A 19342-nucleotide genomic window follows, 5' to 3' on the forward strand; every position below is an offset into this window, starting at 1 on the left:
ATCATTCTTTTCCGTTAAAGCAATACGTACACACTTTACACGGATTGATTCCGATCGATGCAATCAGATCATCCAGACGGTGGAAACGAAGAGTCGTAAAATTCTGGATCTTCCGAATCTCTTCTACCATCTTCGCATAACGGCAGCTGTCCGGATCGGCATATTCCGCAAGCACTTCTGCCGGACAGTTTTCTCCTTCTGCCTCTTGAATGATCCTGCGTGTGATCAGATCAAGATCTGATTTGGATCTTGAAAAATTCAAAAACTTACAACCGTACACAAGCGGCGGACACGCCGGACGTACGTGCACTTCTTTCGCTCCGCTCTTATAGAGAAATTCCGTCGTCTCCCGAAGCTGCGTTCCGCGCACGATAGAATCGTCGATCAAAAGCAGTTTCTTATCTTCGATCAGAGACTGCACCGGAATCAGCTTCATCTTTGCGATCAGATTTCTCTGACTCTGGCTTGTAGGCATAAATGACCTCGGCCACGTCGGCGTATATTTAATAAACGGTCTCGCATACGGTATTCCCGATTCATTAGAATATCCGATCGCATGTGCGATCCCAGAATCAGGAACTCCGGCTACAATATCAGGATGCACAGAATCTCCATCGCGCTTTGCAAGCATACTTCCACATTTATAACGCATTTCTTCTACATTGACGCCTTCGTAAGAGGAAGTCGGATAACCATAATAAACCCATAAAAAAGAACAAATCTTCATCTCTTTTCCCGGAGCTACCAACTGTTCCACGCTTTCCGGAGTAATCAGATCGATCTCTCCCGGCCCTAATTCTTTGTACGCTTCATAACCGAGATTAATATACGCTGAATTTTCAAAAGAAACACAGTACGCCTCTTCTTTCTTACCGACAACAACCGGAGTTCTTCCATATCTGTCACGCGCCGCATAAATTCCGTCTTTCGTCATAAGAAGCAGCGTAAGAGAGCCGTTTACAGTTTCCTGCGCATAACGGATTCCTTCCACAAGCGTTTCTTTCTTACAGATCAAAGATGCCACAAGCTCTGTCGCATTGATCTTACCTCCGCTCATCTCCTGAAAATGGGAATGCCCTTCTTCAAACACTTTTTCTAAAAGTTCTTCTTCATTATTGATCTTTCCAACCGTAACGATCGCAAAACTTCCGTGATGCGACTGTATAAGAAGCGGCTGCGGCTCGTAATCAGAAATACATCCGATTCCAAGATTGCCTTTCATCTCATCTACATCCCTGTCAAATTTTGTACGAAAAGGAGCATTTTCTATATTATGGATCGCACGGCAGAACTCTCCGTTTCCATACGCAGCCATTCCGCCTCTTCTCGTTCCGAGGTGAGAATGATAGTCCACGCCGTAAAATAACTCCAATACACAGTCTTTTTTTGATGCAACTCCGAAAAATCCACCCATTTTCTATGTGCCTCCTGTAAATTTATCAAATTCATTCTGCTATTTATCTTTCACCTTATAAAGGATAAGGAGTTCCCGGCGATAAGTCAATACTTTCTTTCATATGCCTGCTATTATCGTTTATTATAGATATATATAAGCAGAAGTTCTATTCCTTTATTTTTGCCGCTTTGGCATCAAAATCATTCTCCCTGCAAACGATTCCCATTTTCTCCGTCTATACAATAAGAGGATGCCTTATTTTGACATCCTCTTACCTGTTAGTCTTCCAAGGCTTCTTTCATCTCTTTCATTTTTTCCATGAAGCCTTTCTTTTTCTTCTTCTCGACTTTCCCTGTTGTCTCATCATGTTCATGAAGTGTATTTCCCGTCAATTCATCAAATCTTCGCAGCGCTTCTTTCGCCTCCGAACTTAATCTTTCCGGAGTCTGGATCTCAAGCGTCACATAATGATCTCCTCTTGCCTGTGGATTACGAAGAGACGGAACTCCTTTTCCTTTAAGGCGCACTTTTGTATCTGTTTTCGTTCCCGGTTTTACATTATAAATCACATCTCCGTCTACCGTAGGAATACGAATATCTCCTCCGAGCGCCGCTACCGCAAATGAAATCGGATGCGTAGAGAAAATATGAATATCTTGTCGTTTTAACGACGGATGCGCCGAAACATTCACTTCTACAAGAAGATCTCCCCGTGGTCCGCCGTTTACTCCCGGTTCTCCCTTGTCTCTGATACGAACGCTCTGGCCGTTATCAATTCCTGCCGGGATAGACACTTTGATCTTCTTTCGGTTTGCAATGTATCCGCTTCCTGCGCATTTTGAACATTTTTCCTTAATCACTTTACCGGAGCCTCCGCAGTTAGGACATGTCTGCACATTTTGAACTGTTCCGAAAAAAGACTGGGATGTATAGACAACCTGCCCCCGGCCCCCGCATTTCGGGCATGTTTCGGGAGATGTTCCGGGTTTTGCCCCTGTTCCATTACATGTTTCACATGGATCTTTCAAAATAAGATCTAATTCTTTTTCACATCCGAAAACCGCTTCCTCAAATGTGATTCTTATACTTTTTCTGACATTTGCGCCTCGCATCGGTCCGTTACTTCTTCCGCCTCGTCTTCCGCCGCCGAACAGGTCGCCGAAAATATCGCCGAAAATATCACTGAAATCCGCACCGCTAAAGTCAAAGCCTCCGAAACCGCCTGCGCCGCCCGCGCCGCCATCGAATGCCGCGTGACCAAACTGATCATATTTCTGTCGTTTTTCAGGATCGCTTAAAACAGCATATGCTTCTGATGCCTCTTTAAATTTCTTTTCCGCCTCGGCATCCCCCGGGTTCATATCGGGATGGTACTTCTTTGCCAGTACACGGTATGCTTTTTTGATCGCCGCCTCATCAGCATCTTTCCCGATGCCGAGCACCTCGTAATAATCTCTCTTTGACTCTGCCATAATACGAATACTCTACCTTTCCTCAAGAAAATTCTACGAAACCGCTTTTTACACGATCCCGTAGAATTTTTATTTTACATTTTGCCTGATATTTCAAGCTTTTATCTCGTTTCCTCTGATATCTTAAACTTCTTTATAATCTCCGTCTACGACATCATCTCCGTTGAATCCTTCCGGAGCCGGTCCTGCATCCTGACCTGGATTCGGTCCTGCTGCACCTGCACCTGCCGCTGCGCCTGCCTGCTCATACATCTTTGTGAAAAGTTTCTGTGCGCTTTCCATCAGTTTTTCCTTCGCAGCTTTGATCTCAGCCACATCGGCTTCAGATGTATTTTCCGGAGTTGATTTTGCCAGCACGTCTTTTAACGCCTGCATATCGGCTTCTACAGCCGCTTTATCGTTGGCATCCAGTTTATCGCCGACTTCCTTGATTGCCTTTTCTGTCTGGAATACCATTGCATCAGCTTCATTTCTTGTATCGATCGCCTCTTTACGTTTCTTATCCTGAGCTTCAAACTCAGCAGCTTCTTTTACCGCTTTATCAATATCGGAATCTGACATATTAGAACCTGCTGTGATCGTGATATGCTGTTCTTTTCCTGTTCCGAGATCTTTTGCAGATACGTTGACGATACCGTTTGCATCAATATCGAAAGTAACTTCGATCTGCGGGATTCCACGCGGAGCCGGCGGGATTCCGTCAAGTCTGAACTGTCCGAGTGATTTATTATCTTTTGCGAACTGTCTTTCTCCCTGTACGACATTGATATCTACCGCTGTCTGGTTGTCTGCCGCTGTAGAGAATATCTGGCTTTTCTTTGTCGGGATCGTTGTATTTCTCTCGATCAATCTTGTGGCAACTCCGCCCATTGTTTCGATAGAAAGAGAAAGCGGTGTAACATCAAGAAGAAGGATATCTCCTGCTCCTGCGTCTCCTGCAAGTTTTCCTCCCTGAACAGAAGCTCCAAGAGCAACACATTCATCCGGATTCAAAGATTTGCTCGGTTCTTTTCCTGTCAGTCTCTTTACTTCTTCCTGTACTGCCGGAATACGTGTAGATCCGCCTACAAGCAATACCTGACCGAGATCTGCCGCTGTAAGTCCCGCATCGGAAAGAGCGCGTCTTACCGGCTCTGCCGTTCTGTCTACGAGATCTCTTGTCAGCTCATCGAATTTTGCTCTTGTCAGATTCATATCAAAGTGTTTCGGTCCTTCGGCAGTTGCCGTAATGAACGGAAGGTTGATATTTGTTGTTGTTGCGGAAGAAAGTTCTTTTTTTGCTTTCTCTGCCGCTTCTTTTAATCTTTGAAGAGCCATCTTATCCGTTGAAAGGTCAACGCCTTCTTTTGCCTTAAAATCTGCCAGCATATAATCTGTAATCTTCTGGTCAAAGTCATCACCGCCAAGACGGTTATCTCCTGCTGTTGAGAGAACTTCGATCACGCCGTCGCCGATCTCGATAATGGAAACGTCAAACGTACCACCTCCAAGGTCGTATACCATGATTTTCTGCTCTTTCTCATTGTCCAGGCCGTAAGCAAGAGCCGCTGCCGTAGGCTCGTTGATGATACGTTTTACATCAAGACCTGCGATCTTTCCTGCATCTTTTGTAGCCTGACGCTGCGCGTCGTTGAAGTATGCCGGAACTGTAATAACAGCTTCCGTTACTTTTTCTCCCAAATAACCTTCTGCATCCGCTTTCAATTTCTGAAGGATCATTGCGGAAATTTCCTGAGGAGAATATTTTTTCTCATCGATCGTCACTTTAAAATCGCTTCCCATCTCTCTTTTGATAGAAGAAATTGTTTTGTCTGCGTTTGTAACTGCCTGACGTTTTGCCGGCTCTCCTACGAGACGCTCTCCTGTCTTTGTAAACGCTACGACTGACGGCGTTGTTCTTGCGCCTTCTGTGTTTGCGATCACTGTCGGCTGTCCGCCTTCCATAACAGCTACGCAACTGTTTGTTGTACCAAGGTCAATACCGATTATTTTTCCCATGATTTTTTCCTCCTGCTTCTTATCGCTTTTTATTATTCTGAAATAAAGTTGCTTTTCTACTAATTTGCTACTTTTACCATACTGTGTCTTACGACGCTGTCATGATACATATAGCCTTTTTGAAATTCTTCCGTGATGATGTTTTCACCCGCTTCCTCATCTTCCACATGCATAACCGCATTATGGAAATCAGGATTAAATTCCTGGCCTACCGCTTCGATCGGTTTTACACCGACCCCTTCCAAAGTCGTCATGATCTGTTTGTAGATTTTTTCCATTCCTTCTACAAAAGGATCTTCCTTACTTTCCTCCGGCACGGCTGCAAGACCACGTTCAAAATTATCGATAACCGGAAGAATTTTTTCTATGATATCTTTCGCTCCGATTTCATACATTTGAGATTTTTCTCTCTCTGTACGCTTGCGGAAGTTATCAAACTCTGCCATTTGACGGGTGAGACGATCAGTCAATTCTTCAATCTTCTCGTCTTTTTTATCTTTTTTTTCTTTCTTTGCGAAAAACTTTTTCTTTTCTTTTGATTCTGTATCTTTTGTATCCTGAGACTCTTCCGTCTCTTTTGAAGCTTCCTCCTCAACAGATCCTTTCGTCTCTGCCGCCTCGTCCTGCTCATCTGCAGCCGCTTCGTCTTCCATCTTTGCCGCTTCTGCCTTTGCTTCCTCGACAGCTTCTTTTATCATATCTTCTTTGCTCATCTTGTCACCCACCGGCTTTCCACCTTTCTATCCTTTTGGATCTTTATTATAAATCGCATCCAACTCTCCCTGCAGAATTTTCAGCGTCTTCATGACATGTTCATAATCCATCCGTTTCGGTCCGATAATGCCGATCGTTCCTTTCATGCCTTCGCCAAGTTCATACGTCGCTGTCACGACACTGCAGTCCTTCATTGTTTTAACCGGAGTCTCATCTCCGATATAAACCTGTATTCCGTGACTATCCTCACTTGCCAGTGTCTCTGTCACAAGATCGGCGAGCTGCTGCTTCTCTTCAAATGCACTGATGATCTCCTGTGCGCTTTGCTTATCGCTCAACTCCGGATACTTAAAGATGTTCGTAGCTCCGCTTGTATAAATCTTCATATCTTCTTCTACATGGATCGTCTCTGCCACCGCATCCAGTACATGAGCGACAACCTCACTGTGAATGCCTGCCTGCTCTTTCAGCCTTGCGATCAATCCAAGTGTGATCTGATCGATCGGAAGTCCGTTCAATGTAGTATTAAGAAGCATATTTAACTTCAGAAGATTCTCATTACTTAACATTTCCCCTACTTCGATGATCTTATTCTTGATTACATTACCGCCAAGTACGATAACCGCTACGATCTGTTCTGCATCAACTTGAGAAAGCTGAATAAATTTCAGCGTATTCCGATTGTTAATCGGAGACGATACCATCGTCGCATAATTCGTATTCGTCGCCAAAACTCTTGCTGCCTGCTGTAATACTTTCTCAACCTTATCGGTTTTCTCCAACATCGCGCTTTCTCTTTTTGCAATCTCTTGTTCTTTTTCTTCCATCAGCATATCAACATAAAGCCGATATCCTTTATCCGAAGGAATCCTTCCCGCCGACGTATGCGGCTGAAAAATATAACCGAGATCTTCAAGATCTGCCATCTCGTTCCTGATCGTCGCGGAACTTAAATTCAGATCTGTATATTTAGAAAGTGTCCGCGAGCCAACCGGTTCTCCGGTCTCAAGGTAATTCTGTATGATCGCTTTTAATATAGTAAGTTTTCTTTCACTTAACGACGTATCGACCGCCACAGCTTTTCCTCCTCTCTCGCTATTAGCACTCTTTTCTTTCGAGTGCTAACACCTTTCGTATATTAAGATAGCACTGCATTTTCCTTTTGTCAACAGTGTTTATTATTTTTTTATTTATTTCTGTACATCCGAAACGATGTCTTCTATCTGAATTTCCTATTATCCGAAAGAGGCAGAATCACAGCATCCGCTTTTTCAAAACAAAAACTCACTCATTACATAGTTGCTTATATCAACTCCCCGCTCTGTCAGGCGGATCTGCCCTTTTTCTTTTATCAAAAGACGTTCTTTTTCAAGTTTTCCGATCGTTTCTCCGTAAACCGTATCTATTTGCACCCCGAATGTTTCAAAAAAACTTTTTTCCGACACTCCATCTGTTTTCCGCAGTCCGAGAAACATGAATTCTTCCATTTGCTCTTGCACTGACAGTACACTTACTTCTTCTGCTTTTTCCCATACCGCTTTTTTACTCTCTTCTTTTTTGCCGTCCGGATCTACAGTCTTATTCAGTCTTATATAAACATCCATTTTATCTGTATTGCAGAATCGGTGTTCGGCAATCAGAGAGGACGCCCCCAGTCCCAGTCCGAGATATTCTCTTCGCTCCCAATACCCTAAATTATGCCTGCACTCATATCCCGGTTTTGCATAATTTGAAATCTCATATCTCTCATACCCGTATTCCCGAAGGATCTTCTCTGTTATTTCATAAATCGCCCGTTCTGTATCTTCATCGGGAAGCGGAAGTATCTGTCTGTCTTTTCTTATATTACCGTCTTTATCTGATACTTCCGGCATACTACTCTCGCGGGACAACAGTTCTTTTTGGCATATCCGCTCCCCATCCTCCCCGTAAATCGTACCGAAAACAGTTCCTTCTTCTATAATTAAACTATATGCGGAAATATGTTCCGGCTGTAACTGCGCAACTGTGCGAAGCGTTGTTTCCCAGCTCTTTTTTGTCTGCCCGGGAATCGCCGAGATCAAATCGATATTAACGTTATGAAATCCTGCTTTTCTTACCATCTTCCATGTAGTGAGAAATTCATCATATGTATGGATACGTCCAAGCATTTTCAGTTCTCCGTCATCGACCGATTGAAGACCGATACTTAACCGGTTCACTCCGCATGTTTTCCACATGTTTATCTTTTCTTCCGACACAGTTCCGGGATTTACTTCCATCGTTATTTCCGCATTCTCCGCAATATCGAAACTTTCCCGCAAAGCACGAAAAATAGAGGCAGTGTATACTCCCTCTAATATAGAAGGAGTTCCACCGCCTAAAAAAATCGTTGTCACGCAATAATCCGAAAACTGTTCTTTTTTTCCTTTTATCTCCTCCGCAAGAGCTTCCACATAAGCAGAAACCTCCTCTTGCTTTGCAGAAAACGAAAGGAAATCACAATACGCACATTTCTTTACGCAAAAAGGAATATGCACATACAGTTCCAGTTCTTTTTTCATATTTTCCTTTACCTCTTTAAGATGTTTTAAACATCACTTTTTCACTTATACATCGACAACAAAAATCACTCGTCATCCAACTTCAGTACGCTCATAAATGCTTTCTGCGGTATCTCTACGCTGCCGACCTGACGCATTCTTTTCTTTCCCTCTTTCTGCTTTTCAAGCAGTTTTCTCTTACGTGAAATATCACCGCCATAACATTTTGCCAACACATCTTTTCTCATTGCCTTTACTGTTTCACGAGCGATGATCTTACTTCCGACTGCCGCCTGTATCGGAATCTCAAAAAGCTGTCTCGGAATTTCTTCTTTTAATTTCGCGCACATTTTTCTTCCGCGGTCATAAGCGCTTCCTGCAAATACAATAAACGACAATGCATCCACTTCTTCTTTATTAATAAGAATATCAAGCTTCACAAGTTCAGATTTCTGATATCCCATCATCTCATAATCAAATGACGCATATCCTCTTGATCTTGACTTCAATGCATCGAAAAAGTCATAGATGATTTCATTCAGCGGAAGATGATAATTCAATACGGCACGTTTTTCCTCGATATATTCCATTCCCTGATAAATGCCTCTGCGTTCCTGACAAAGATCCATGATCGCACCGATATATTCCGATGTAACCATGATCTCCGCTTTTACCATAGGTTCTTCCATATAATCAATCTCCGCCGGATCCGGCATATTCGTCGGATTTGTCAGATCGATCACTTCTCCGTTTGTTTTATGGATTTTGTAAATTACACTCGGCGCCGTTGTTACGAGATCCAAATTATATTCCCTCTCCAAACGTTCCTGGATAATCTCAAGGTGAAGAAGTCCGAGAAATCCGCAGCGGAATCCAAACCCAAGAGCGACCGATGTTTCCGCTTCAAATTGCAGCGCCGCATCGTTGAGCTGTAATTTTTCAAGAGCGTCTCGAAGATCCGGATACTTTGCTCCGTCTGCCGGATAAAGTCCGCAGTATACCATCGGATTTACTTTTTTATATCCCGGCAAAGGCGAGTCACACGGTCTTGACGCATCAGTCACTGTATCGCCCACCCGCGTCTCTTTTACATTCTTCAGGCTGGCAGTAATATATCCGACCATTCCGGCGCTCAACTCTTCACATGGTATAAATCTTCCCGCTCCGAAAGTTCCGACTTCCACAACATCTGCCTGAGCGCCTGTCGCCATCATAAGCATCGGAGTTCCTTTCTTCACCGTTCCTTCCTTTATCCTGCAAAATACAATGACCCCTTTGTAAGAATCATAGACGGAGTCAAAGATCAGCGCTTTTAACGGAGCCTTTGGATCTCCCTGAGGCGCAGGAACTTTTTTCACGATCTGCTCCAATACGTCATGGATATTTTGTCCTGTCTTAGCTGAAATAAGCGGGGCATCTTCCGCTTCAATACCGATCACATCCTCAATTTCTTCTTTCACCCTCTCCGGATCTGCACTCGGAAGATCGATCTTATTGATCACCGGGATCACATCAAGGTCATGATCCAACGCAAGATATACATTCGCCAATGTCTGTGCTTCTACTCCCTGAGCTGCGTCAACTACTAAAATCGCTCCGTCACACGCAGCCAGACTTCTTGAAACTTCGTAATTAAAGTCTACATGTCCCGGCGTATCGATCAGGTTAAACATATATTCCTCCCCGTCGTCTGCCTTATATACGGTACGAACCGTCTGTGCTTTAATCGTAATTCCGCGTTCTCTTTCAAGCTCCATGTTGTCAAGCACCTGAGACTGCATCTCTCTGCTCGTCAAGAGGCCTGTCTGTTCAATAATCCTGTCTGCTAACGTAGATTTTCCGTGATCGATATGCGCGATAATACAAAAATTTCTTATTTTACTCTGATCTATAACTGACAATTTCATTCCTCCATTATTTGCATATTTTATATGATTTCTGTATTTGATTTTGTGATAAACTTCACTGCTTTCCCGAATTCTTCACAATAAAAAGTTCCACAGCCAAAGTATCTGTCATAAGTCCGGTCTTAACATTTTGCTCTAACTGCGCCCCTTCTTCCATAACAGTTCTCAGCTCTCCGAGTTCATATCGTTTCGCCGCATCCATATACCTTCCCGCAGCAAACGGATGGATCCCTGCCTTTGAAGCGATTTCCTTCTTCCCGTATCCATTCGCCATCAGACCTTTGACATGAAATAAAAGGCGGTATTCTCTCGTCATCAAAAACAGAATACGCATCGGCGGTTCTTTCAGGGCAAGTAGCTCATAATAAAGATCCAACGCCCTCTTCTGGTCTTTTCCTGCAACCGCATTGACCATCTCAAATATATGGTTCGTAATCTGAGTGACACAGATCTGATCAATATCGTCTCTTGTAATCCGATCTCTTCCGATCGTATAACAAAACAGTTTTTCCAGTTCTTGTGTGATATTCTCCATATCCGTGCCGACCTTATTCAGAAAATATGCCGCATCTGCGCCTTCCATCTGCTTTTTTTCTTTCTTTACAAGACCAAGCACCCAGCGCCGCAGCGTATTTTCATCCTGAACCGTCAACTCGACAATATGACCTTTTGCCTTTACCGCTTTATACAGCCTGTTTCGCTTATCTACCTCTTTTTCTATAAATAAAAAATAAGTAGTAGGCGGGATGTCCGTAATATAATCTGCCAGATCTGTTCCTGCATTTTTAAAAAAGCCTGTATCTTCAAACACAATAAGACGGCGCGATGCAAAAAACGGCAATGTCTCCGCCAGATCGATTACCTCTTTTATATCTATGTTCTTTCCTTCATAGACGGCATAATTCATCGTATCGCCTTCCGGAATCATCGCTCTGACAAGCCGTTCCCTATACTGTCGCTTCAAATATGACTCTTCTCCGTACAGAAGATAAATCTGTTTAAATTGTCCCGTTTTCAAATCTTCATTTAAGCTTTTCATAACTCTTGTATTATAAAGGAAAAACAATCATTTTGACAAGAGAAAACTCTCAATACTAATCTGTATTCCGTCAGACTTTATTGTGACAGCCCCGTCTGTCTGAGTATTATATGTTTTCACTTTTCTCTTTTTCAACCTATTTAACGTCTCTTCATGCGGATGTCCGTACCGATTATCAATTCCTGCCGAGATGATAGCCGCTCTTGGATCTGTCTTCTCAAGAAATGCAGCTGTACCCGAGTTTTTCGATCCATGATGGGCACATTTTAAAATTTCATATTTTCTCAAAACATCGCTTTTAACAAGAAGTTCCTCTCCCGCACCTTCCACATCCCCGGTAAAAAGCATATCGAAATTCCCATAAGAAAACTCAAGCACAAGAGACGCCTCATTTCCCGCCTTTGGTTTTGTCAGCCCCTGCGGTATGTCCGTAAGCGGGCCGATACATCTCAACCGCATCACTTCTTTTGAATCGTTTTTTTCTGTCTGCCTTTCTCCTCTTCCATATATATTTGCTCCTGTTTTCACAGAAACGACACGCGTTCCGTTTTCTACCGCTATGCGCGCCAGATCTGCCAACTTTTCATCATGATATTCTTCGGGAGGAAGCACAAGCGTGTCAATACGAACTCCCAGCTTCTGCCCTTCCAGAAGTTCTCTTATTCCACTGATATGATCCTCATCTCCGTGAGTCACAAATACATAATCAAGGCATCCGATGCCCTCCGACAACAAATACGGTTCGATCCGTTGAGCGCCTGCCTGTTTTACATCACTGCTGCCCCCGTCTATCAAATAGTTTTTCCCTTTTCCCGAAAGAACAATGCCATCACCTTGCCCCACATCCAGCACTGTTATTTTTATTCCTTCAATATCCCGGGTTTTTGCTCCGCATAAAACAATCAAAAACGCCGCCGAAACAAAAAGCATATACCCCCATATTTTCTTTGGAAAACGCCGATACATTCCATATAACGCGAACAATATCACATAATAAGCGACAAGTAATTGTACGCTCGGTTTTCCTGCCGTTATCCGCCCGAACGGAAGCATAACTGCCGCAGAGCACAATCGATCATACGCCCAAAGTATCACGCCGGAACTTTTCAGCAAAATAATACCGATCGGTTTTACAAGCAGGATCATCACAGAACCCGACAGCCCCGTTCCCATAATAACCGGGAGAGCCGGGATCACAAACAAATTTAAAAAAACCGAGTACGGCGGGATTTCAAAATAAAAGTACAGCATAGGACCAAGCAAAAACAGATTCACTGCCAAACTTGCGCTCACCGCTTTCCCCATATGCGTCCATATATTCTTTTTCTCCGTACCACACCCGAACAAACATTCAAACAAAGGCGTCAGCATACAAATTCCGCAAAGTGATCCAAAAGAAAACAAAAATCCTGCATCTGACAGACAGAGAGGATCTTTTGCACTAAGCAGCGCCGCTGCCACAGCAAGACTTGTGGGAAGGTCATAATCTCTTCCTGTCACTTCAGCGCCCATCCGAACGGAAAACATAATAAGCGCTCTTAAAGCTGAAATACTCGCTCCGGTCATTACTGTATAAAAAAGCAAAACAGTCGTTCCGACAGCTCCTGACACCGGAAATCCCACTCCTCCTTTTCTCAGAAATCCATAAAGACCGCTTCCGATAAAGGACATATGAAGCCCCGTCTAGGGTTTTTTCCTGTCTATTATAGATGGCATAACTTCTTATTATAAAGAAACAATCGGCATCCTTTACTTAGGGGGATAACCCCTAGGGGATATGTACCCAGGGGATACCTGAAAATTTGTAAAAAAATAGTGTGACTACCCCCATCATAGCCACACTTCTTTTTATAATCCATTTATTGAGTATTCTCTTTCTTTGCAAAAAATGCACCGTAATCGAACATCTTCATGCTCTGGTATCTTCCCATGTCCAACAGATTATTTATTATGATTTCCACGTCCCTGTCCTCACCGGACGGTTCATGCAGTCTCTGGCATATCCTTCCATAGGCTGTAAGCATTTCACTGTAAAGTTTTTCACAGTATTTACCTTCTGCAAATTCATCCTCTACTACGCTACTTTCCTCACAAACAAACTTATCCAGATCATAATGTCCGTTCATCAGATTATAAATTATCGTTTTAAATTCCTCATCCTGTACTCTCATATACATCCTCTTCACTTTCTGGGGCTGCAAGAATGCATAGAAAAAGGGAAGCCAGTCTTGTCAGATACAATCAACCGCTTCCCCTACTTTTTTAGCGTCCTTACGAAGTTCATCAGTATCCTTCGTTCCTCCGCACTTAAGTCATCCCATATCTCCAATAATTCAGCTTGCTCATCCGTCAGATCAGGCCGCATACCATCTCCGGCAAAGAACTGTGCGATTGATATTCCGAATGCATCACAGATTCTTTCCAAGGTCGGTACTGTAGGTATGCTCTTCTTATTCATTATATTTGCCAACGCTGTCTGCGACATATCCGTGAGCTGTGCAAGTCTGTATTTGGAGACTTTATGCTTGCTGCATAATTCTTTTACCCTCTTTGGTATGTACTCCTCTGTACGCAAGTAAATTACACCTCTCTTCTACTTGTACGATATACATATTGTAACCGTAAAGCAGAAGAATTATTAGAACCATATCTCTTGCGTAAATTACTCCATTATAATGGAGTATCTGGGTAAAAAATATGAACAGCAGGTTTATGCAGTTCAGTTTTGTATCATGACAGAACCTTGATTTTCCTTATTTCTATCATTCTTATTTCGTTTTGTTTCAGTTATAAGCATACCATCCGTATTAAAATCCATCAATAAAAATCGTTCGACATATTTCGCATTTTCTATACCTTATTTCTCCATTACTCCACTATGCTTCATTAAATTACGCAACCTTTTTTCACTCTTTGATAGATAATTTACCTTGCGTAAGAAAAAGAAAACAGGAGGTACAATCTATGAACCAAACACAGACATCTGTTAACCACAGACAGATAGGATACCGCATTAAGGAAGTAAGGGAGCAGAATCATCTTTCACAAGCACAGCTTGCGGAAATAACAGACCTTTCCGTCTCCTACATAAGCCACATCGAAAACGCTAAAAGGAAAGCCAGTCTGGAATCCATTATACGGATCGTAAATGCCCTCGGCATTACCGTAGATGAACTGCTTGCCGGAGTACAGATGAATAATCCGGCAGCCTACCAGACAGACATCGATATTCTCATGGAAGACTGCTCAGAAAACGAAAAAAGATTCGTGTATGAACTCATAAAAATAAGCCTTGAAACCATGCACAAAAATGGTTGGGAGCTTGCTTCAAAAGATATGTGCAGATAAAGGCACACTATTTTCACACAAATAATTTTTCTTTGAAATAGACTATAGGGATATGCATGTCCTTATAGTCTATTTTATTTCCGCATGAAAATTTTATAATAAAATCCAGCATAGAAATAAAGGTGGTAAGTCATGAACGAAAACGAACAAAAAGTCGGCTCTGTTGCTGACCAGAAAAGTAAGATAAGGGAACGTTATAAAGGAATCAATCCGGATGAACTCGATGTAATTCCGGCTCTTCCGCAGGAAGATATATTTGCAGTAGAAAATGAACAGCGTGTTGCAGTATATGCAAGAGTGTCAACGGATGATCCGAGACAGACATCTTCATATGAATTGCAGAAGAATCATTACCATGACGTCATCAGTAAAAGTCCAAACTGGAAGCTTGTACAGATTTATGCAGATGAAGGTATCTCTGGAACTTCCCTCCAGCACCGTGACCAGTTCAAGCAGATGATCGAAGACTGCAAAAAAGGTGAAATAGACCTTATCGTTACAAAAAGCGTATCACGTTTTGCAAGAAACGTTGTGGACTGCATCGGCTATGTCAGGGAGCTTCTTGCACTCCCCCATCCTGTCGGTGTTTTCTTTGAAACTGAAAGACTCAACACCTTTGACCCCAAAAGCGAGATGGTACTTTCCTTCATGGCAACACTTGCACAGGAAGAAAGCCATACCAAAAGTGAGATCATGAATGCATCTATTGAGATGCGTTTCCGCAGGGGTATTTTCCTTACACCAACACTCCTGGGATATGACCATGACGAAGACGGAAATCTTGTTATCAATGAAGAGGAAGCCAAGATTGTAAAACTCATATTCATGATGTACTTAAACGGATGCACCTGTCAAGAGATTGCTGATACCCTGACGGAACTCGGCTGTGAGACTAAAAAGGGAAACACCGTATGGTCTCCAGGTTCTATCCTTCAGATACTGCAGAACGAAAGACACTGCGGTGATGTCCTGGCACATAAAACCTACACTCCGAATTACCTCAACCACAAATCAAAGAAGAATATGCAGAACCGTCCGCAATACAGAAAGCGAGACCATCATGAAGCCATCGTTTCAAGGGATGACTTTATTGCCGTCCAACGCCTGATCAGTAATGCCAAGTATGGAAACAAAGGAATCCTTCCGCAGCTGAAAGTCATTCCGGGTGGAGTCCTGAAAGGCTTTGTATCCATAAACCCCAGATGGGCGGGATTTAAGGAGGCAGATTACATGAACGCTTCTTCCAGTGTTTATGACAGTACCGAGCACTCCATAACCTCTTCCGGCCATGTGGAAGTAAAATCCGGTGAATTTGACCTGCGCGGATATGAGATCGCACGCTCACAGTTTTTTGACAGCACGGATCGTATAACCGTTACCTTCGGCCAGGGAGACATCCGCTTTTCCGCTCCTGCCGTCCGTAAGCTTGACAGCACGCTTGTAGAACTGCTCATACATCCAAAGAAACAGGTCTTTGCCGTAAGGAATGCGGGGAAAGACTGCCGGAATGCCATGCAGTGGTCTAAAAAGAAAGACAGTAAAAACTCTCCACGTGAGATCAGCGGTACTGCATTTCTTCCCACGCTCTATTCCCTCCTCGGCTGGAATGATAACTGCCGTTACCGCATCACAGGGGTAAAACGTGGCAGTGGGAATGACGCCGTACTTCTCTTCAACCTTTCCGAACCGGAGATATTCATTCCCAATGATGTAATCGGTACACCAGATGCTGATTCTTTCGTAAAACCTTTTACGGACAACCAACAGAGAAATATTCGTGCCTATCCGCCTGACTGGGCGGACACATTTGGCAGCAATTATTACAGCCACGCACAGGCAGAAGAACTTGCTGGGTTTAGCGGACACAAAGACCCCGATACCTCTCATGCCCCGGTAACATACAATGACGCTGATATACAGGTCACCAGTAAAAATGACATTGAAAGGAACATTGAACAGATCATGTCAGATATGAAGGAGAACACAGATGAACATACAGACAAACGATGAAAAGAACACCATTCCCGTAACTGAGGATGATGCTTTCAGCTATGACGGATATCAGGTAGTCCGCGGCGAGTTCTTCGCCCATACCTACGAACCGTCCTTTACTTTTAATTCCAGCAAGGTATCCGTAAACACCGCATGCATAAAAAAGCTGCCTGATACGGATTTCGTGCAGATACTCGTAAACCCAGACGAAAAGAAACTTGCGGTGCGTCCATGCCAGGAAGATGAAAAAGATTCCTTCCGCTGGTGTTCCGCAACAGCAAAACGCTCTCCCAGACAGATCACATGCCGTATTTTTTTTGCCAAAGTTGTGGCACTTATGGGATGGAATTCATCCTACCGTTATAAACTGCTCGGAAAGCTGATACGCTCAGACAATGAACTGCTGTTTGTCTTTGACCTCACCACGCCAGAGATCTTCGTCCGTGAGGAAAAAGAAGACGGAAAGATAAAAGCATCCCGTACACCAAGCTACCCAGAAGAATGGCAGAACCAGTTCGGTGTACCTGTAGAGGAGCATCAGAGCAGCCTGCAAATTAATATGTTTGATGGTTATGCGGTATTCGGCATCTCCGAAAACACTACCGCTGAACCGGAAGAGAAAAAAATAGAACATCCAGAAAAGGAGGAGCAACACTATGAACAGAGAAACCTCTTTGAAGCCGGTACTATGCATTGACTTGAAGAAAAACAGGATACGCATACACAAACTCACGCTCCATATGCTCGGTGACCCAGAGTATATCCAGCTGCTTGTGAATCCCCAGGACAGCATGATCGCCATACGGAAAAGTGTGCGAAAGGATTACCTTGCCCATCGTGTACGCTACAGAAAAGCCGACAGCCATTACTGCTATGAATTATATAGTACAGAGCTTTTACAGGCATTACGACACACTGGCATTCACCTTGAGGGCAACCGCAGCTACCGTATCTACGGTGCACTGAATCCAAGAGAATGTCTCGCCAGCTTTTCCATGAATGAATGCGTGCTTGTAGATGATACGACACGAACGGAGGAATCAGTATGAATAACAGACCAGTCCCAGAGCTTCAGACCGATCCGGAATTTGAGGATCTGATACAGCCAAGGGAAGAAAACTACCTGGAAGAACTCGAAGAAAGCATCTTTGATCACGGTTGTCTGGATCCTGCATATGTATGGAACAATATCATACTTGACGGTCATCTGCGATATAAGATCTGTATGAAATGGGATATTCATTTCAACATCCAGCATATCATATTCGAAAGCCGTGATAAGGCCGTTTCTTTTATCTGCCGTGAACAGCTCAAACGTACAGACCTTACGGGAGAATATAAAAAATACCTGATAGGAAGATTGTTCCGTGCAGACATGAATACTGCCAGTGATGAATTTATGAAAAAACATCCTGACATGGGACTGAATGCAGACGGACAGGTATCACAGAAATATGTCCGTAAGACAGATATTGCCACCATCATTGGCACGGAATTTAATTTCGGTTTTTCCACCGTGACAAAATATGATATTTACGCACGTGCAGTCGATGACCTGAAACGGAAAAGCCCTGAAATTGCAGAAAAAATATTAAATGGAAAACTCCGTGTGTCCCATGAAAATATCATAGAACTCTCCCGCCTTCCCATTGAGGATATCAATGGATTGAAAAGGCTCTTAGACAGCGGATCTATAGACCGTATCGGATACTCCCAGCTGCGGCACGAACTCCGGTGGCAGAGGCTTCCCACTGGAAAACCGGATTCAAGAAGGATAAAACGGGAAAAGGAAAGTGCCGAAGCCGGAATTAAACAGATGCCCGCTACTGACCCGGATGCAGAACTTGAGAGCCTTAAATTTACAATACCTTCATGGTCAAAAACCATATCAAGAACCATAGAACTTACAGATTTTCCTTCCACCTCCGGTAACGCAAGGCGTGAAGTGAAGATGCAGCTGTTAAACCTTACAAGAAAAATTACCAGACTGCTTTCGCAGCTTGAAGAGGAGGATTCAGATGACAGAAGAACAGACAGCCGGACAAATGACACAGGACGTTGACCTGATGCAGTTCGTGCCAAAAGTACACTTTGAACAGATTCCCATCAGGAATCTCGTATCCAACCAGGAATACCAACGCAACCTCTCACAGCACCATGTCCAGCGTGCTGCCGCTAACTTCGACTTATACCAGATAAATCCTGTGAAGGTCAGCCGGAGGAATGGCATCAACTATGTATTCAACGGACAGCACACCATTGAGATCGTTGCCCTCGTTTCGGGATCCAGGGAGACACCTGTATGGTGCATGGTCTATGACGACCTTGGATATGAACACGAAGCAGATATCTTCGCAAATCAGATGAAATATGTAAAGCCCCTGCTGCCTTACGAGATATTCATGGCAAACATAGAGGCCGGCAACGATAAGCAGCTCATCATCCGTGATCTGGTGGAATCCTATGATCTTACCATTGCATCCACCACGACTCCGGGCGGTATCTGTGCTGTTGCAACCCTTGAAAATATCCACGATAAATATGGCTATCACATGCTCGACCATGTCATCCGGCTCATTACCGCCACCTGGGAGGGTGCATCCCAGTCCTTCAGTGCAAACATGATGAACGGACTGGCTCGCTTTCTGAATGCCTATGGTGATGCCATAAAAGACGATATATTTAAGGAAAAGCTCGGGAGGATATCCATCAAGGAACTCGCCCGCACTGCAAAGGACAGGCGTTCCGGTTCCCTTGGTTTTGCGGAAGCCATACTGATATACTACAACAAAAAATGCCGGAATCCGCTTACCTGGGATAAGCTTTATACCCACAAACTACCGCATAAAAAGAACATGGAAGAAGAGTCAGAGATTCCTGAACCCGATGATACGGACAGTGAAAGCAGCCAGATGGAGCTGTTTGGGCTTCATGAAAGTGGGGTTTCCGGGTGA

The 19342-nt window shown here is 43.6% G+C and carries 17 protein-coding genes; 6 read left to right on the forward strand and 11 right to left on the reverse strand.

Annotated elements, in window-relative coordinates; all coding sequences use genetic code 11:
- Position 1: 1 nt before the first annotated feature.
- The 11 genes from ACH9UM_RS05890 to ACH9UM_RS05940 all read right to left on the reverse strand — a co-directional run bounded on the left by ACH9UM_RS05890 (position 2) and on the right by ACH9UM_RS05940 (position 13623).
- The gene (locus ACH9UM_RS05890) at positions 2 to 1414 is read right to left on the reverse strand and encodes an amidophosphoribosyltransferase (protein ID WP_009242256.1); all 1413 of its coding nucleotides are present in this window, start codon (positions 1412 to 1414) and stop codon (positions 2 to 4) included.
- A gap of 260 nt (positions 1415 to 1674) precedes the next feature.
- A complete protein-coding gene (gene dnaJ, locus ACH9UM_RS05895) occupies positions 1675 to 2868 on the reverse strand; it encodes a molecular chaperone DnaJ (protein ID WP_004845695.1) in 1194 nt (397 codons plus the stop codon).
- 123 nt (positions 2869 to 2991) lie between these two features.
- The gene (gene dnaK, locus ACH9UM_RS05900) at positions 2992 to 4866 is read right to left on the reverse strand and encodes a molecular chaperone DnaK (protein WP_004845694.1); all 1875 of its coding nucleotides are present in this window, start codon (positions 4864 to 4866) and stop codon (positions 2992 to 2994) included.
- 59 nt (positions 4867 to 4925) lie between these two features.
- Entirely contained in the window at positions 4926 to 5579 is a 654-nt protein-coding gene (gene grpE / locus ACH9UM_RS05905) for a nucleotide exchange factor GrpE (protein ID WP_004845693.1), read from the reverse strand.
- A 27-nt stretch (positions 5580 to 5606) separates the two neighbouring features.
- On the reverse strand, positions 5607 to 6656 hold the full coding sequence (gene hrcA, locus ACH9UM_RS05910) for a heat-inducible transcriptional repressor HrcA (protein WP_009242257.1): 1050 nt from the start codon (positions 6654 to 6656) through the stop codon (positions 5607 to 5609).
- 195 nt (positions 6657 to 6851) lie between these two features.
- Complete coding sequence (hemW, locus tag ACH9UM_RS05915) at positions 6852 to 8123, reverse strand: radical SAM family heme chaperone HemW (RefSeq protein ID WP_004845691.1); 1272 nt, start codon at positions 8121 to 8123, stop codon at positions 6852 to 6854.
- A gap of 65 nt (positions 8124 to 8188) precedes the next feature.
- Entirely contained in the window at positions 8189 to 10003 is a 1815-nt protein-coding gene (gene lepA, locus ACH9UM_RS05920; RefSeq protein WP_009242258.1) for a translation elongation factor 4, read from the reverse strand.
- Between the two features lie 61 nt (positions 10004 to 10064).
- Entirely contained in the window at positions 10065 to 11048 is a 984-nt protein-coding gene (gene holA, locus ACH9UM_RS05925) for a DNA polymerase III subunit delta (protein ID WP_009319832.1), read from the reverse strand.
- Between the two features lie 27 nt (positions 11049 to 11075).
- A complete protein-coding gene (locus tag ACH9UM_RS05930) occupies positions 11076 to 12719 on the reverse strand; it encodes a ComEC/Rec2 family competence protein (RefSeq protein WP_400092232.1) in 1644 nt (547 codons plus the stop codon).
- Between the two features lie 188 nt (positions 12720 to 12907).
- Positions 12908 to 13219, reverse strand: coding sequence for a hypothetical protein (locus ACH9UM_RS05935; RefSeq protein WP_306795652.1), 312 nt, complete (start codon positions 13217 to 13219; stop codon positions 12908 to 12910).
- Positions 13220 to 13302: 83 nt separating this feature from the next.
- Positions 13303 to 13623 (reverse strand): helix-turn-helix domain-containing protein, encoded by a 321-nt coding sequence (locus ACH9UM_RS05940; protein ID WP_227076974.1) that lies wholly within the window; start codon positions 13621 to 13623, stop codon positions 13303 to 13305.
- A 389-nt stretch (positions 13624 to 14012) separates the two neighbouring features.
- Between ACH9UM_RS05940 and ACH9UM_RS05945 the strand changes: the two genes are divergently transcribed.
- From ACH9UM_RS05945 to ACH9UM_RS05970, 6 genes are all read left to right on the forward strand, one after another.
- Positions 14013 to 14396, forward strand: a complete 384-nt coding sequence (locus ACH9UM_RS05945) for a helix-turn-helix domain-containing protein (RefSeq protein ID WP_227076975.1) — start codon at positions 14013 to 14015, stop codon at positions 14394 to 14396.
- A gap of 132 nt (positions 14397 to 14528) precedes the next feature.
- The gene (locus ACH9UM_RS05950; RefSeq protein WP_227076976.1) at positions 14529 to 16406 is read left to right on the forward strand and encodes a recombinase family protein; all 1878 of its coding nucleotides are present in this window, start codon (positions 14529 to 14531) and stop codon (positions 16404 to 16406) included.
- Positions 16384 to 17085 (forward strand): integrase, encoded by a 702-nt coding sequence (locus tag ACH9UM_RS05955; protein WP_227076977.1) that lies wholly within the window; start codon positions 16384 to 16386, stop codon positions 17083 to 17085. Before ACH9UM_RS05950 ends, ACH9UM_RS05955 begins: the two co-directional genes overlap by 23 nt.
- On the forward strand, positions 17045 to 17437 hold the full coding sequence (locus tag ACH9UM_RS05960) for a hypothetical protein (RefSeq protein ID WP_400092236.1): 393 nt from the start codon (positions 17045 to 17047) through the stop codon (positions 17435 to 17437). Before ACH9UM_RS05955 ends, ACH9UM_RS05960 begins: the two co-directional genes overlap by 41 nt.
- Entirely contained in the window at positions 17434 to 18450 is a 1017-nt protein-coding gene (locus tag ACH9UM_RS05965; protein WP_400092239.1) for a hypothetical protein, read from the forward strand. Before ACH9UM_RS05960 ends, ACH9UM_RS05965 begins: the two co-directional genes overlap by 4 nt.
- The gene (locus ACH9UM_RS05970; protein WP_330651948.1) at positions 18407 to 19342 is read left to right on the forward strand and encodes a DUF6551 family protein; all 936 of its coding nucleotides are present in this window, start codon (positions 18407 to 18409) and stop codon (positions 19340 to 19342) included. The genes ACH9UM_RS05965 and ACH9UM_RS05970 overlap by 44 nt, the downstream gene beginning before the upstream one ends.

Origin of the sequence: Mediterraneibacter torques (assembly GCF_044591705.1) — a bacterium.
Classification (GTDB): domain Bacteria; phylum Bacillota; class Clostridia; order Lachnospirales; family Lachnospiraceae; genus Mediterraneibacter; species Mediterraneibacter torques.